This is a genomic window from Rhizobium sophoriradicis (assembly GCF_003939025.1).
Classification (GTDB): Bacteria; Pseudomonadota; Alphaproteobacteria; order Rhizobiales; family Rhizobiaceae; genus Rhizobium; species Rhizobium sophoriradicis.
In genome coordinates this window covers 344,725-360,430 of record NZ_RQIH01000003.1, presented here as the reverse complement: position 1 = coordinate 360,430, position 15,706 = coordinate 344,725, and the positions used below count along the sequence as shown (strand labels likewise).

At 63.2% G+C, this 15,706-nt stretch carries 14 protein-coding genes and 1 pseudogene; 12 read left to right on the top strand and 3 right to left on the bottom strand.

The window, feature by feature from the left end; translation table 11 throughout:
* Positions 1-53: 53 nt before the first annotated feature.
* Positions 54-431, top strand: a complete 378-nt coding sequence (locus EFR00_RS06395) for a response regulator (RefSeq protein ID WP_009996734.1) — start codon at positions 54-56, stop codon at positions 429-431.
* Between the two features lie 115 nt (positions 432-546).
* Here the strand turns inward: EFR00_RS06395 and EFR00_RS06390 are convergent, their stop codons facing one another.
* Positions 547-1,461, bottom strand: a complete 915-nt coding sequence (locus EFR00_RS06390; RefSeq protein ID WP_009996738.1) for a LysR family transcriptional regulator — start codon at positions 1,459-1,461, stop codon at positions 547-549.
* Positions 1,462-1,561: 100 nt separating this feature from the next.
* Between EFR00_RS06390 and EFR00_RS06385 the strand changes: the two genes are divergently transcribed.
* The 6 genes from EFR00_RS06385 (at position 1,562) to EFR00_RS06360 (ending at position 8,667) form a co-directional block, all read left to right on the top strand.
* Positions 1,562-2,443 (top strand): NmrA/HSCARG family protein, encoded by an 882-nt coding sequence (locus tag EFR00_RS06385; protein WP_009996739.1) that lies wholly within the window; start codon positions 1,562-1,564, stop codon positions 2,441-2,443.
* Positions 2,444-2,565: 122 nt separating this feature from the next.
* The gene (locus EFR00_RS06380; protein ID WP_009996741.1) at positions 2,566-3,375 is read left to right on the top strand and encodes a class I SAM-dependent methyltransferase; all 810 of its coding nucleotides are present in this window, start codon (positions 2,566-2,568) and stop codon (positions 3,373-3,375) included.
* 475 nt (positions 3,376-3,850) lie between these two features.
* Complete coding sequence (locus tag EFR00_RS06375; protein ID WP_077989367.1) at positions 3,851-5,101, top strand: MFS transporter; 1,251 nt, start codon at positions 3,851-3,853, stop codon at positions 5,099-5,101.
* A gap of 285 nt (positions 5,102-5,386) precedes the next feature.
* A complete protein-coding gene (locus EFR00_RS06370) occupies positions 5,387-5,734 on the top strand; it encodes a DMT family protein (protein ID WP_009994093.1) in 348 nt (115 codons plus the stop codon).
* A 122-nt stretch (positions 5,735-5,856) separates the two neighbouring features.
* Positions 5,857-7,368 (top strand): DUF1800 domain-containing protein, encoded by a 1,512-nt coding sequence (locus EFR00_RS06365; protein WP_077989366.1) that lies wholly within the window; start codon positions 5,857-5,859, stop codon positions 7,366-7,368.
* A 114-nt stretch (positions 7,369-7,482) separates the two neighbouring features.
* Positions 7,483-8,667 carry a DUF1501 domain-containing protein gene (locus EFR00_RS06360; protein WP_077989365.1) on the top strand — a complete coding sequence of 395 codons (1,185 nt, stop codon included), beginning with the start codon at positions 7,483-7,485 and terminating at the stop codon, positions 8,665-8,667.
* 303 nt (positions 8,668-8,970) lie between these two features.
* Here EFR00_RS06360 and EFR00_RS06355 read toward each other — a convergent pair whose 3' ends face one another.
* Positions 8,971-9,357, bottom strand: coding sequence for an acyl-CoA thioesterase (locus EFR00_RS06355; protein WP_038689585.1), 387 nt, complete (start codon positions 9,355-9,357; stop codon positions 8,971-8,973).
* A gap of 309 nt (positions 9,358-9,666) precedes the next feature.
* Here EFR00_RS06355 and EFR00_RS06350 point away from each other — a divergent pair.
* From EFR00_RS06350 to EFR00_RS06330, 5 genes and pseudogenes are all read left to right on the top strand, one after another.
* A pseudogene (locus EFR00_RS06350) lies at positions 9,667-11,488 on the top strand (methyl-accepting chemotaxis protein).
* Between the two features lie 151 nt (positions 11,489-11,639).
* Positions 11,640-12,968: an extensin-like domain-containing protein gene (locus EFR00_RS06345; RefSeq protein WP_077989364.1), complete on the top strand. Its 1,329-nt coding sequence runs from the start codon at positions 11,640-11,642 to the stop codon at positions 12,966-12,968.
* 126 nt (positions 12,969-13,094) lie between these two features.
* Complete coding sequence (locus tag EFR00_RS06340; RefSeq protein ID WP_008535048.1) at positions 13,095-13,442, top strand: CAP-Gly domain-containing protein; 348 nt, start codon at positions 13,095-13,097, stop codon at positions 13,440-13,442.
* Positions 13,443-13,710: 268 nt separating this feature from the next.
* Positions 13,711-14,106, top strand: coding sequence for an Ohr family peroxiredoxin (locus EFR00_RS06335; protein ID WP_039620462.1), 396 nt, complete (start codon positions 13,711-13,713; stop codon positions 14,104-14,106).
* Between the two features lie 107 nt (positions 14,107-14,213).
* A complete protein-coding gene (locus EFR00_RS06330; protein ID WP_077989363.1) occupies positions 14,214-15,254 on the top strand; it encodes a DUF3095 family protein in 1,041 nt (346 codons plus the stop codon).
* 19 nt (positions 15,255-15,273) lie between these two features.
* Here EFR00_RS06330 and EFR00_RS06325 read toward each other — a convergent pair whose 3' ends face one another.
* A complete protein-coding gene (locus tag EFR00_RS06325) occupies positions 15,274-15,690 on the bottom strand; it encodes an NUDIX hydrolase (RefSeq protein WP_077989362.1) in 417 nt (138 codons plus the stop codon).
* Positions 15,691-15,706 lie beyond the last annotated feature (16 nt).

The following is a 15,706-nucleotide window of genomic DNA, read 5'->3' as shown; positions in this document are numbered from 1 at the left end:
CCGATGGCGGGGGTTGTGCTCACCGGCAGCTTGCCGCGGGAGGAGGATGATCCATGAAAGTCATGATCGTTGAGGACGAGGGATTTATCGCCCTGGAGCTCGAGCGGATCGCTCAGGATGCCGGGCATGAGACGGTCGGGCCGGTGTCGACAATCGAGCAGGCTCTCGCCTATGCTCCAAAGAGCGACATTGCACTCGTCGATCTCAGCCTCTCCGACGGCCTCAGCGGCGCCCAACTCGCCCGCCGGCTGATCGATCGCTTCGGCGTCGACGTCATCTTCGTGACCGGCAGCCCGGAAAGCGTCGGACACGGCATCGAAGGTGCGCTTGATGTGATACCCAAGCCCTTTACCGATGAAAGGATTGCCGGCGCGCTCGCGCGGGCGCAGGCTTTACGCAGGGACTTCAATGGAGGCAATGCCATCATGTGAGCCGGATGAAGCATGCACTCGCCGTGGAAGTCGCGGGCCTCAATGATGCCAGCGCCACCTTGATCGAAAGCCTCGACGGCAAGGTGGTGCTGAAGGAAGTGTGACGGGGCTGCCGCTATATAATGGCGAAGTCGTCGCTGCTGCCGATTCCCGCGTTCAACCGTCTGGCGGCAAGTTCGATAAAGGTCTTGACCAGAGGCGGCAGGTGCCGGCTGCTGGGATAGACGACATAGAGGCCGCCGGCCGGAGTCGTGTAACCGTCCAGGACGCGGCACAGCCGCCCATCCCTGATGAAGCCATTGGCGACCCCATGGGGCAGTCGGGCGATGCCATAGCCGGCGATCGCTGTGGCCATGACCGCCTGCATTTCATTGGCGGCGAAGCGTCCCGAGACCGTGACCGTTTCCTGTCCGTGCGGGCTTTCGAGCAGCCATTGCGCATGGGTGGATTGGCCGGCGATGACGCAGTCGTGGCGGACGAGATCTGCCGGGCGATCGGGCGCGCCGCAGCGGGCGAGATAGTCGGGGCTCGCGCAGAGCAAGCGGTGGGTAGAGCCGAGCTTGCGGGCGATCAGCGTGGAATCCTCCAGGATGCCGGTGCGGAAGGCGAGGTCTATGCCATTTTCGACGAGGTTCAGCCTGTCGTCGGTCAGGCGCAACTCGACCCTCGACTTGGGGTAGGTCGCCAGAAGATCGAAGATCGCATCCTGCAGGAAGTGGCCGCCGAAGCCGACCGGCGCCGATATGCGGATCGTGCCGGCGGGCTCCGTCCTTGCTTCCGCGAGACGCAGGTTGGCGCCTTCGATTGTGCGGAGCGCCTGGCTGCTTTGCTCGTAATAGAGGCGGCCGGCATCCGTCGGGTGGAGGCTGCGGGTCGTGCGATGCAGCAGGCGCACGCCGAGTTCGCGCTCGAGGGCGGCGATGCGGCGGCTCACCGTCGTTTTCGGCATGCCAAGCAGGCGCGCCGCGGCGGTGAAGCTGCCGGCCTCGATAACGCGGGCGAAAATCATAATGTCGTTGAGATCCAGCATTGTATCATGAGATGGTACGATGTTTCCCAACTATAGGCTATTATGGCTCAATCCGCCAGGCCTTAGTTTTGCTCCATCGTTCACAACAAGGAGCAGACAGATGAGCAACACACGAAGCGTTCTGGTGACGGGCGCCACCGGCCAGCAGGGCGGCGCGGTCGTGCACGCGCTTCTCGCGCGGGGACACCGAGTCAAGGCGCTCTCGCGTAAGCCGGACGGCGACGGCGCAAAGCGGTTGGCCGCGGCAGGGGTCGAGGTCGTTGCCGGCGACCTGGATGACGGCGCATCTGTGGCGAAGGCTGCAAGCGGCGTCGACACGATGTTCCTGATGGGCAACAGCTACGAGGCCGGGACGGAAGCGGAAACGCGCCAGGGCATCACCGTCGCCAATGCGGCGAAGGCAGCCGGCGTCGGTCACCTGATCTATTCCTCCGTTGGCGACGCCGACAAGAAAACCGGCATTCCACATTTCGACAGCAAGTATCTCGTCGAAAAGCACATCGCAGGCCTCGGCATCCCCTATACGATCAGCGCACCCGTCGCCTTCATGGAAAATAGTGTGGAACCTTGGGCGATTGATGGGCTCCGACAGGGCGTCTATGCGGCAGCGCTGCCGCCCGCACGCGTGCTGCAACAGATCACCATAAAGGATATCGGGGTGTTCGTCGCGGCCTTGGCCGAGCGACGCGAACAGGTGTTCGGCAAGCGTTTCGATATTGCCGGCGACGAATTGTCTGGCGAGCAGCAGGCGGAGATCCTGTCCGAGGCGCTCGACCGGCCGATACGCTATCAGGAACTGCCGATCGCCGCGATGCGGCAGCAGAGCGAGGACGCGGCGCTGATGTTCGAATGGTTCGATCGCACCGGCTACGACGCCGATATCGCCGCCCTGCGCCGGGATTTTCCCGATGTCGGCTGGCACAGCTATGCCGATTGGGCGCGCGGCTTCGACTGGAGCGTTCTCGGCAAGGCATCCGCCTGATACACTCTCCGTCGTCCCCAGCCCGAACCGGGGACGACGGAGAGCCGGATCCGCCTCGCCCAAGGCGACGGATCGCTCAGCTCTGCGGCGATCGACCATCGTCCTTGAAGAGGGAGGCTTCGATGCCATCGAGTTTCAATGTCGAAAGTGCGGATGGTTATGAGCGGCTGATGGGGCGCTGGAGTAAGAGGCTGGCGCCGATGCTGATCGATTTCGCCGGCTTGGCGGATGGGGATCGTGTGCTCGACGTCGGTTGCGGCACCGGCAGCCTGACATTTACGCTGGCCGAAAAGCCAAGCCTGCAAGAAATCGTCGCCATTGATTATTCGCCGGTTTTCGTCGAGGCGGCAATGCGGCGCAATACCGATCCGCGCATCGCCATTCGGCAAGCCGATGCCTGCGCGTTGCCGTTCGAGGATAACCGCTTCGACAGGGCGATGTCGCTGCTCGTGCTGCATTTCGTGCCGGAGGCGGGCAAGGCTGTTTCGGAAATGGCCCGTGTCGTCCGCCCGGGTGGTGTGGTCGCCGCCGCCGTCTGGGACCATTACGGCGGCATGCCGGTCATGCGGATGATGTGGGACACGGCTGTCATGCTCGACGAGGACGCGCTGCCGCTGCGTCGCAAATACTGCTTCCAGCCGATGATGCGGCCGGGGGAGATGAAGCAGAGTTTTCTCAGTCAAGGCCTTGTCGACGTCGAGGAGAGGTCGCTGCTGATCCGGATGGAATACGGCTCCTTTGAGGACTATTGGGGGCCGATCGCCGCAGGCGAGGGGCCGCTCGGCAAGTATGTCTGGGGGCTCGAGTCAGCGAAGCGAAAGGCGCTCGGCGTTGCCATGAGAGCCGCATATGAAGCCGGCGAGCCGGATGGGCCGCGGTCGTTTGCGTCGGTGGCGTGGGCATGCCGGGGCAGGGTGGCGGGCGGCGGGTAGGTTGGTTGTGACGACCAGCCATTGCGCCGCATCCGCTTTCTTGTCGATTCGACGGATCGCCCACTCCACTCTCCATCATTCCTGTGCTCGTGACAGGAATCCAGTGCGCCCATGTCCTTGGGCGCAAAAGACTCCTTCCTTATTCACGGCGCAGACGCGCCGTGGATTCCTGTGACGAGCACAGGAATGAGGGAAGAGAGGTTGGGCGGTCCCGTAGGCGTCGGTGACATAGGTGTCGGAGCTCCGCACGGCGGAATAGAGCGCCCGACGCTGCGTCTCCGCAACGCGCCCCAATCACGCGAAACGTGATGGAACTAGGCCACGACCGCTGACATTATCCCCGCTGTCTCGCCTGCGACCGAGCACACCTCGCGCAATCGCAGCCCCTGACATCCACCCGCCCGGTTCGGGCACCCCTTCCGACGGCATCCGGAATTGCCCGCCTCGCCGCCGCTTTCGGACGGAGGAATATTAGATGTCCGCTTTGGAAAGCCTGCGCCGGCTGACGCCGCAGCAGCGCAACACCGTTATCGCCAGCTATCTCGGCTGGACGCTCGACGCCTTCGATTTCTTCATTCTCGTCTTCGTTCTCAAATATATCGCCGAGGAATTCCATACCGACGTCCCCGCCGTCTCGGTGGCGATCTTCCTGACGCTCGCCATGCGGGCGCTCGGCGCGCTGATCTTCGGACTGGCGGCCGACCGATACGGCCGGCGCATCACCCTGATGGCCGATGTATTGCTCTATTCGATCTTCGAATTCCTGACCGGTTTCTCTACCGGCCTCACCATGTTCCTCGTGTTGAGGGCGCTCTATGGTATAGCCATGGGCGGCGAATGGGGCGTTGGCGCCTCGCTTGTTATGGAGACGGTGCCGGAGGAGAGCCGCGGCATCGTTTCGGGCATTCTGCAGGCCGGCTACCCCACCGGCTATCTCCTCGCCTCGATCGTGTTCTTCCTGCTTTTTCCGGTCATCGGCTGGCGCGGCATGTTCTTCGTCGGCGCGGCTCCGGCGCTGCTGGTGCTCTACATCAGGCGCAATGTCGAGGAGAGCCCAGCCTTCCTGAAGCGGCAGGCCGAGGGAAGCCGGCCATTCCTCACGGCCTTGCGCCAAAATATTCCGCTGTTCATTTGGGCAGTGCTGCTGATGACGGCATTCAACTTCTTCAGCCACGGCACCCAGGATATCTACCCGACCTTCCTGGAAACCCAGCGCAGCTATTCGAGCTATACGGTCGGCGCCATCGCCATCGTCTACAATATCGGGGCGATCTGCGGCGGGCTGTTCTTCGGGGCGCTGTCGCAGCGGATCGGACGCAGACGCGCCATCGTCATCGCTGCGCTGATCGCCGTGCCGGTCGCGCCGCTCTGGGCCTATGCGCCGGGGCCGGTGCTGCTCGCCATAGGCGCCTTCCTGATGCAGTTTTTCGTGCAGGGCGCCTGGGGCATCGTGCCGGTGCATCTGAACGAGCTGTCGCCGGACGAGGTGCGCGGCACATTCCCGGGTCTTGCCTACCAGCTCGGCAACCTGCTGGCGTCAGGCAATGCGACGCTGCAGGCGGGGTTAGCTGTCCGCTGGGACGGCGACTATGCCTATGCGCTGCTGATCGTCGCAGCGATCGTGGCGCTCGTCGTCGCAGCACTTGCCGGCTTCGGCTACGAGAAGAAAGATGTGCGCTTCGGCACGGAGGAGGCCGACGAACCGCATCGCGCGATGCAAATCTAGCGCTGCCTGCGGCTATGGAGGGCCGGCGGCGATGTCGCCGTCCTTCCTTGCTGGCTGCCGCTGTGTCCTTCGAGTTCCTTACAACCCGGCTGGCGCGGGCGTTCCGGCAGCAACGGCGGAAGGCGAGGCGCATGGGCTCTCTCGATTTGAATCGCTGGCGGCGTGAGACGATTGGTCATGACCTTGTGGGCTTGCCGTCGGATGGCAGCATGCTAGGTAAGACCCGCCGGTATCGAGCTTTCGCTACCGGATCGACCGTTTCCTCCACAGCCCCCGAGTTTCTCCATGCTATTTTCTCCCGCCGCCCTCTGGCCTGTCGTCATGCTGTTTGCCTCCAACATCTTCATGACCTTTGCCTGGTATGGGCATCTCAAGCACAAGGGCACGGCCATCTTCCTTGCCATTATCGTCAGTTGGGGCATCGCCTTTTTCGAATATTGCCTGGCGGTGCCGGCCAACCGGATCGGCTCGGCGGTCTATACGACGGCGCAGCTAAAGACGATGCAGGAGGTGATCACGCTGCTGGTCTTTGCCGGCTTCTCGATCTTCTGGCTCGGCGAGGACCTGACCTGGAACCATGCGATCGGCTTCGCGCTCATCGCAATCGGAGCATCCTTCATTTTCCGGGCGTAAACCCCTAGCCTTTTCAATAGATTACAAATCGTCCATGTCTTGATAACGCCACATTTCCTACAGATTGGCGTCGCATTCGGCTGTCAGCGTGTCACTACGTAGTGATCAGGAGTTGATCGGCCATGAGCCTCTCTTTCCCGACAATGGCAGCGATCCGGTTCGGTTATGGATTCCGGCCGGGCGAGGCGCCGCCGCAAAACAAGGATGAGCTGATCGGCCAGCTTGTCATAGGGGCGGCGGCAACGCCGGATTTTCCGCTTGGCGGCCCGGACATGCGTTACCGCGCAATCCTCAGCCTGCAGGAGCAGTTGAAGCAGATCCGCCAGGAGGCGAAGACGACGGAAGACGATCCGGCGCGGCGCGAAATGCGCAAGGGCGTGCAGCGTCAAGCGCAGCAGCAATTCCAGCACGACGCGAACCTGCGGCTGATGCAGGCGGTGCTGTCGCCCTACGGCTTCTTCGAGCGGCTTTCGACCTTCTGGACCGATCATTTCTCCACCAGCGCCAACAAGAACCTGTCGATGCGCCTTATCGTGCCGCTCTACGAGGCAGAGGCGATCCGGCCGTTCATATCCGGCAGGTTCGGTGATCTCCTGCGCAGCGCCACGGCGCATCCCGCCATGCTGATCTATCTCGATCAGGCGGATTCGCTCGGGCCGGATTCGGCCGGCGGCATGAAGCGCAACAAGGGGCTGAACGAAAATCTCGGCCGCGAACTTCTGGAACTGCACACACTCGGCGCCGGCAGCGGTTATACCCAGGCGGACGTCACCGCTGCGGCCAAGGTGCTGACGGGACTCACCATCGATCGCAAGGAGATGGACATCGCCTTCCGGCCGAATATTTCCGAGCCCGGCACGCATGAGGTGCTCGGCGTCAGCTATGGCGGGCGCAAACGCTCGCGCGACGACTATCTCGACATGCTCGATGACCTCGCCGTTCATCCGAAGACGGCGGCGCATATCAGCCGGAAGCTCGCGGTTCACTTCGTTTCCGATCAGCCCGACGAGGGCATGGTCTCCGATATGGCCGCGGCCTGGAAGAAGACGGATGGCGATCTCACCGCCGTCTACACCGCCATGCTCGACCATCCCGCTGCCTGGCAGAATGAAGGCGCCAAGGCGCGCCAGCCCTTCGATTATGTCGTTGCCGGCCTCAGGGCGCTGAATGCCGGGCCGGTCAACGGCGTCGTCGGCAGCTTCCTTGCCGCCAATCAGCAGGGCACCGATGACGGCGACATGGCGGCGAATACACCCGGCATGGCCGGATCGCCGGTGCCGACGGACCCCGCCGGCAAGGCGAGGGACAAGCGTCTCAAGGCCTTCCGGACGGCGCGGGCGCTGGGGCAGGGGGCGCTGAAGCGCATGGGCCAGCCGACCTGGCTGCCGCCGAGCCCGGCCGGTTTCGAGGAAGGCTTTTCCGCCTGGATCACCGGCAGCCAGCTCGCCGAGCGGCTGGCCTGGGCAAGGCGGGCCGCAGCGCAGTTCGGCCGCGACGAGGATCCGCGCGAATTCCTGAAGTCGACGCTTGCCGATGCGGCGCGCGACGAGACGATCCGCGTGGTGTCGCAGGCGCCGAACAAGATCAGCGGGCTTACCCTGGTGCTGGCATCGCCCGAATTCAACCGCCGCTAAGCAGACTTTCGTTGGCAAGCCAACGCTTCGTCTGCTCAGCTCATTTGTTTTGTCGCAGGTTCTGACCGGAAAACCGCTGTACACTTTTCCGGACCCTGCTCAGGAGCCCCGCCCATGACGCTGTCGATGAACAGGATCTCGCTTTCCCGCCGCGGCTTTCTGACGTCTGCCTGCTGTCTTGCCGCCGCTCCCGTCTTCACACCGGTCACCTTCGCGGCGATGCCGGGTGATAAGCGCTTCGTCACCATCGTGCTGCGCGGCGCGATGGACGGGCTGGATCTGGTGCAGCCCTATGCCGATGCCGGCTTTGCGGCGCTGCGGCCGACGCTGGCGCTGACGCCCGAGACCGGGCTTCTCGATCTCGACGGGCATTTCGGGCTTAACCCGGCCGCCGCCGATCTGATGCCGCTGTGGAAGAGCCGGGAGCTTGCCTTCGTGCACGCCGTCTCCACCCCCTATCGTGACCAGCGCAGCCATTTCGACGGGCAGGACATGCTGGAATCGGGCGGCGAGCATGTCGCCGAGGAAGGGACCGGCTGGCTGAACCGGGCGCTTGCCGTCATTCCGCGCTCGGATTCCCGCAAGGCGATCGACGTCAACACCTCGACGGAACTGATCCTCTCCGGGCCGAACGAGGTCGATGTCTGGGCGTCGGATTCCAATCTGGCGCCGGCGCGTGACGAGATGCAGTTCCTGGCGCGGCTCTATGCCGGCGATCCGCCGTTTGCCGCGGCACTTGCCGAGGCGACGCGGGCCGATAGCGCCTCGATGATGACCGAGCCGGACGGCCAGCGCGGCGAAAAGACCGCCGATGTGGCGGCACTCGCCGCCAACATGCTGAAAGGCGATTACCGCATCGCCAGCTTTTCCATCACCGGCTGGGACACGCATATCGGCCAGGCTGGCCAGTTCAAGCGGCCGGCCCGGGATCTGGCGCAGGCGATCAATACGCTGAAGGCGACGCTCGGGCCGGAGATCTGGACGAAGACGGTGGTGCTGGCGATGACCGAATTCGGCCGCACCGTCCGCCAGAACGGCTCTGATGGCACCGACCACGGCACCGGCAGCTGCGCCCTGCTATCAGGCGGCGCCATCAACGGCGGCCGTATCCTCGGCAAGTGGCCCGGGCTCGGTGATGGCCAGCTGCTCGATGACCGCGACCTGATGCCGACGGCCGACGTGCGAGAAGTGGCGGCGGCGATGCTCTACCGGCAGTTCGATGTGGGTCCGGAAGATCTGACGGGGAAGATTTTTCCCGGATTGAGCTTTGATAAGGGATCGCAGTTTTTGAAGGTGTGAAGGGCGGCGATTTTCTTCCTCTTCCGAGTGACGGGCACTGTGAGGAGAGGCGGGACGGCACGGCACACCGAACAGCCCTCATGGTGAGGAGGCCAGAAGGGCCGTCTCAAACCACGGGGGCGGGTGGCTTGGGGCCACGCCAGCCTTGGCATTTGGCGAAGCGGTGGCCACCCCGTCCTTCGAGGCCCCTGCAGGGCGCCTCAGGATGAGGCTGGAGAGATGGCGGGGCTTGAGACGCAGTTGTGGAGCAAGCCGCTGCCCCTCCGGCGAGCTGACCGTTTCCATGCCCTCGATCCTGGTCTGTCACTCCTCGGGGACTTGTTTTGGTTTGCCCTCTTCGTCGAGCGCCACCATGATGAAGGTGCCGGCGGTGACCTTTTCCATCTTGGCGTAACGCGAACGGTGCGCCCAGGCTTCGACAATCAGCGTGATCGAGGTGCGCCCGACGCGGTCGATATCGGTATAAACCGACAGCGTGTCGCCGATCTTGACCGGCAGTTCGAAGGCCATCTCCTTGACGGCGGCGGTGACGACGCGGCCCTTGGCGCGCTCGGCGGCGCGGATGCCGGAGGCAAGGTCCATCTGCGCCATGACCCAGCCGCCGAAAATATCGCCGGCGGGATTGGCATCGCCGGGCATGGCGAGCGTGCGCAGCGTCAGTTCGCCTCTCGGCTTGGCGGCATCGGTCATCAAGGGTTCTCCATCTGATGTTGGTCATGGGGCCGGCGATTCATCGAGATCACCCTAGTGCATGATCGCGAGCCGTGTCAGCGGTTTTCCCAGACTCGACAGAAAAGTTCGAGGTCACACTCTGGATAACACTATTTGTGGAAAATAACGGGTGATGCCGACCTAAATCCCAACCTCATTCAACGGTTGAATTTTACAACCAACACCTCACCAGGCGCTGTTTAAGTCAACCCTAAATAAGCTTTACGCTCCAGTAATTCCGGTGGTGCAGAATGAGACAGATCTCTCATAAGAATCGCCGGGAACCTCATGCGCAACGTCAAGATTTCCACTCGTCTTTATTGCCTCGTCGCCTTCACGCTTGTCGTGCTCGCAGCGACGATGGTCTTTTTTCTGAACTATTCCTATTCCGAGCTGGAAGAGGAGCGAAAGGCAGGGCTGGCGCAGCTGGATGCGACAGCGCTCGGCATCTTCGACAAATATTACAAGTTGGAGCAGGCGGGCACCATGACCCGCGAGCAGGCGCAGACGGCGGCGAAGGATGTGATCGGCGCGATGCGCTACGGCGCAGACGGCTATTTCTGGATCAACGACATGCATCCCAAGATGGTGATGCACCCGATCAAGCCGGCGCTCAACGGCACCGATATCATCCCAGATGAAGGATCCGAACGGCAAGTTCCTGTTCGTCGAGTTCGTCAACAAGGTGAAGAAGGACGGCAAGGGCTTCGTCGATTACTACTGGCCGAAGCCGGGCGCCGATGAGCCGGTGCTGAAATACTCCTACGTCGCCGGTTTCGAGCCCTGGGGCTGGATCGTCGGCACCGGCGTCTATGGCGACGACCTTGCGGCGCTCTATCGCCAGAATGCGATGTGGGCCGCCGTGGTTTGCCTGATCGGCGCGCTGGCGACGATCGCGATCGCCTTCGCCATCGTGCGCAGCGTGACGGCGCCGATCGCCCGGCTAAAGACGGCGATGAATGCGATCGCCGCCGAAGAAGCATCGGTGGAGATTGCCGGCAGCGAGTGCCGCGACGAAGTGGGTCAGATGGCCAAGGTGCTATTGGTGCTGCGCGACTCCGTCGATGAGCGCAGCGCGCTGCGTGGGCGTGAAGACGAAAGGCAGCGGCAGATCGAGGACGAACGCCGCGGCAACGAGGCGAGCCTGCGCTCGGCTTCCGAGCGGCAGAGCCGCGCCATGCAGGCGCTCGGCGTCGGCCTGGAGAAGCTTGCGGGCGGCGATCTGACGGTTGCGATCGGCGATATCGGCGAGGATTACGCCAAGCTCAGGAATGATTTCAACACGGCCGTCGATGCGCTGAATGGCGTCATCCAGGCGATTGCCGAATCGAGCCGCGTCGTCAACGACAGCGCCTCCGATATCAGTGAAGCGACCGGCAACCTGTCGAAACGGACGGAGCAGCAGGCGGCGGCACTTGAAGAGACGGCCGCAGCCCTCGACGAGATCACCGCGACGGTCAAGACGGCATCGGAGCGGGCGAACGAGGCGCGTGAGATGGTGGCCGAGACCAAGGCGAGTGCCGGACGCTCCGGTGAGATCGTCCGCAATGCGGTGACGGCGATGGGCCGGATCGAGGAATCCTCAAGCCGGATCAACCAGATCATCTCGGTCATCGACGAGATCGCCTTCCAGACCAACCTTCTGGCGCTCAATGCCGGCGTCGAAGCGGCGCGGGCCGGCGAGGCGGGCCGCGGCTTTGCCGTCGTTGCCCAGGAAGTGCGCGAGCTTGCGCAGCGCTCGGCCAACGCCGCCAAGGAGATCAAGGAACTGATCCGCCGGTCGGCGACGGAAGTCGAGGGCGGGGTGGCGCTGGTGCGCTCGACGGGCGATGCGCTCCTGGAAATCGAGGCATTGGTCAATCAGGTCAACGATCACGTCGCCTCGATCGCGACGGCAGCGCGCGAACAGTCGACCGGACTCAACGAGATCAACAGCTCCGTCAACCACATGGACCAGATGACGCAGCAGAACGCGGCGATGGTCGAGGAGACGACGGCGGCAAGCCGCACGCTCGCCGACGAAAGCACCCAGTTGAAGACGTTGCTTGCAAATTTCCGCCTGCGCGGAGCGGAGCAGCAGCGGGACGGCCGTTACATACGGGCCGCGTGAGTTCGGCAGCAGTTGGAAGGCGGCGAAAGCCGCCTTTTTCAGTTCCGTCGCGTCCAGATTGTGCCGGTAAGTTTTCATTCACCGTTTTTAATTAAAATTGGACCGAGTTTTTTCGGTCACTCTGCGGCCGGCCCACGGAAGCGATAAGAGTATGGCGTTTGTTTCCTTTCCTCGGCAAGCCTTCATGCCCGTGCTGCTCTCAGTGGCGCTGACGACCTGTTCGATCAGCGACGGACTGGTGCCGCCGGCCAATGTCGACAACGGCACCAGGGTCAGTTCGATTTCGCCATCACGGGGTGCCGCGCGCATGGCGCCGGCCGTGCGCATGGCGCCGGTGGAAAGCCAAGCGTCCTATCCGGTTTCCAGCGCTCCGATCGGCAACACGCAAGGTTCGGTCGATTATCTCGATACGCCGAACCTCGCCGGTACCGGCCATGCAGCTCCCGCGCCGCGGGCGCTGTCTGCGCCGGGGGCGCAGGGGCGAAAACTGCCGATGATTGACAGTGACGAGGCGATGGCGGCCGGCCAGTCGAACGGCAACTGGGGCGGCACACAGAACCTCGCCGTCCCGTCCGGCGGTGTCAACATGGACGATGAGCTCGGCGCCGAACCGGTCGTCGGGCTGGCGCAGGAGCAGCAACAACAAATCGCCGAGGGCAATGCTACCGAGCCGGTCGTCGACGGCATCGGCACCGACAATCCGCTTCAGGTCAACCAACCGATACGCCAGCCCCCACCACAGGCAATGCCACAGCCGGCCGCGCAGTCGCAGATGAGCCGGGCGCCCACCTGGAGCGACGGCAGTCCGGTCACGGCACCGTCCCGAGTTCCTGAGGAGGACGAGGCCGAAGAAGTGGCGATGCTGCGGCCGAACAACCCGATGATGAGTGAGCCCGCCGCACCGGTCGACCCGAGCGTCATGCCGGCTTCCGAGCTGGCCTGCCGGCGCGAGCTGAAGCGCATGGGCGTGCTCTTCGACGAGAAGCCGCCGATCTCGCAAGGGCCGGCCTGCCAGGTGCCGTATCCGGTATCGCTGAAGGGCCTCTCCGGCAATATCGGCGTCAGGCCGGCCGTGACGCTGAACTGCCAGGTGACGCTCGCCTTCGCCAAATGGGTGAAGAACGAGCTGGCGCCGTCGGCCCGCTACCGCTACTGGAGCGGCATCAGAACGATCCAGCCGCTCGGCGGCTATTCCTGCCGGCGCATGAACAACAGCCGTCAGCGATACAATCCGATGTCGGAACACGCCCGCGGCAACGCCATCGACGTCGGCAAGTTCGTGCTGAAGAACGGCCATGAGATCGACGTGCGCAAGAAGGGCCTGTTCTCGCTGCGCGAGGGCCGGCTGCTGAAGGCGGTGCGCACCGATAGCTGCCGCTATTTCAACACCGTGCTCGGGCCCGGCAGCAACCCGGAACACTGGAACCACTTCCACTTCGATCTGCGCTCCCGCAAGAGCGGCAAGGTCTATTGCGACTGAGCTTGTGGCATTGTCGGGCAGGGGCGCAGTCACGCCGCATGACGTCCGCCGGCAGAAAAGGGTTCATCCCGGCCGCCGGGCGCGCTATAGATCGGCCAGGCGGATTGCCGTTTGAGAGTATGATCAATGAGCTATGAGTTTCATGTCGGCCAGAAGGTGGTCTGCATCAACGACACCTTCAAACATGTCAGCATCGACCAGCTGATCCGCAAGGGCGAGATCTATACGATCCGCTGGGTGGGCGAATATACCCATTATGTCGACGGCACGTTTATTGGCGTGAAGCTCGCGGAAATCCATCGCGGCAATGATGACGGGCCGGAAGGCTACGGTGCGGCCGACATGCCCTATCGCGCGACGCGCTTCCGGCCGCTGGTGAAGGACAAAATCGCATCGCTGCGCAAGCTTTTGGCGCCGACGCCGGATGCGCCGGTCGAACCGAAGGAAAAGACCAGGAAAAAAGAGAAGGTCTGAGCGCCGCTCCGGCGCTACAGCGGCCGACTCCCGCATTGCCTTCGGCTGTGGAGGACATCTCAACTCTCCATCTAGGGGGGCTCATTCCCGGACAAGATGTGAACGCGCAACCGGTTCAGCCTGCCTGCGCGGCTGGCTCAAATCTCTTAAAAAGATAAATCGTATCCGATTAAATCGGAATGGTGTTGACATTGACTCCGGCTCGGCTTATTAACGCGCATCCGATTTAATCGGATGCGCTAAAACCATCAACCGAAAGGATACAACAATGACTGAGAAGCTTCTTTTCGCCGGTAAGACCCACATCGCCGGCGGTCGCAACGGCTATGCACGCAGCAGCGACGGCACGCTCGACATCAAGCTTCCGCAGCCGCATCCGGCGGCCGAAAACCTGTTCGGGGCCGCCTGGTCAGCCTGCTATATCGGTGCCATCGAGCTCGCCGCCGCGCAGCGGAAAATCACCTTGCCGGCCAGTCCCGAGGTCGATGCCGAGATTACGCTCAACGGCGATAATGGCTCCTACTTCCTGCGTGCACGACTCAATGTCAGCCTTGCAGACATCGACCGCGAGATCGCACAGGAACTGATCGAGGCGGCCCACGGCATCTGCCCTTACTCCAAGGCGGTCCACGGCAATATCGACGTCGAAACCAAGCTTATCTGAACAGGAAGGGCCAGCCTCGCGTCGTCACCTTCAAGCGGGGGTCTGCCGATCGGCGGCAGACCCGCTTCTGAGCCAGCAGCCAAACCTGCCGATCCGGAGAACATGCCATGGTCAACAGCCACGCGGAGCCGCGCCGGGCCTATGACGAGTTTTCGCTTGTGCTCGATCCCGATGTCTACGAGCCGTTACCTGACGATTGGCTGATCGGCATCACCGATTTCGTCAGCTCGACCGCGGCGATCCGATCGGGACGTTATGAAGACGTCAATTATGCCGGCGCATCGATCATCGCCGCCCTCGGCAATGCCTGGGGTTCGTTCGATTTTCCCTTCGTGTTTCGCGGAGACGGAGCAGCCTTCGCCTTGCCGGCGAACGGCATCATGGCGGCGACATCGGCCTTGCGTGACGTCGCGGGCTTCGCCAAAGCCGAGCTTCATCTCGACTTGCGTGTCGGGCTCGTCACCGTCGGCGAAATCCGTGCCAACGGGCGCGACGTCAGGATCGCGCGCTATGCCGCCTCTGAGAGCGCGACCTATGCGATGTTTGCCGGAGGCGGGATCAAATGGGCGGAGCAGCAGATCAAGAATGGCCTCTTTCTGGTCAAGCCCGGCCGCTATGCGATGAAGCCTGACCTGACGGGCTTGAGCTGCGACTGGGCGCCGTTCCCGAGCCAGCGCGGCGAGATCCTGTCATTGTTGGTTGAACCGCGCGACCACACGCGCCCGGAGGTCTTTGCGGCGCTGGCAAGACGCGTTCTCGCGGTTTTCGATGCCGCGCCGTGCCGGTCCCATCCGCTTTCCGGAGGGACGGGTATGGCAAGAGAGAAGCAGGTCAGCGCGAAACGCTGGTCGGAGGTCGCCTCCAATTCGGATTTCCGCAAGTTCGACGACGGCCTGCGCCTGACGCTGGACTGCGCGCCGGACCAGATCGACAGCGTCGAAGCCATGCTCGTTGCAGCGCGGGCGCGGGGCGAGATCGATTTCGGGCTGCACCGCCAGTCGCATGCGCTGATGACCTGCCTCGTGCCGTCGGGCCGGCCGGATTCACACCTGCATTTCCTCGACGGAATGGGCGGCGGTTATGCCAAGGCGGCCGAGATGATGGAGGAGGGCGCGCTTGAAGAGGTGGTTCGGCAGCGCGCGCTGTAGGGGCGCGCCATTTCCGTCATCATGCCTTTTGGTTCGTTTTCGGTCCGAGCAGGTTTAAGATCAATTCAGCAAGCTGAGGCGGCGCCAGTTCGGTTTCGCATTCTATCTCGGCGGCGGTAAACCATCTGAGTGCCGTGTGTTCATCGTCGATAAGTCGCGGAGCGTCCTGCCATCGGTCGACGTGATAGACATGGAAGGTGGCGAATGCCCCGGGCGGGCTCTCCGAAACGAACTCTCCGGCAGACAGCCAGTGCTGCGGCGTCACGCCAATTTCCTCCAGCAATTCCCGGCGCATGGCCGTCTCGGCATCTTCGCCTTCTTCGACGTGACCACCCGGCAGGCTCCACCGATCCGGGTGCGTCCTGCGCTCCGAACTTCGCCTGGCGAGAAGAACGCTGCCATTTTCAATCAATGCGCCGACTGCGATCTCGGCCATGTCATCAGGTGCCGAC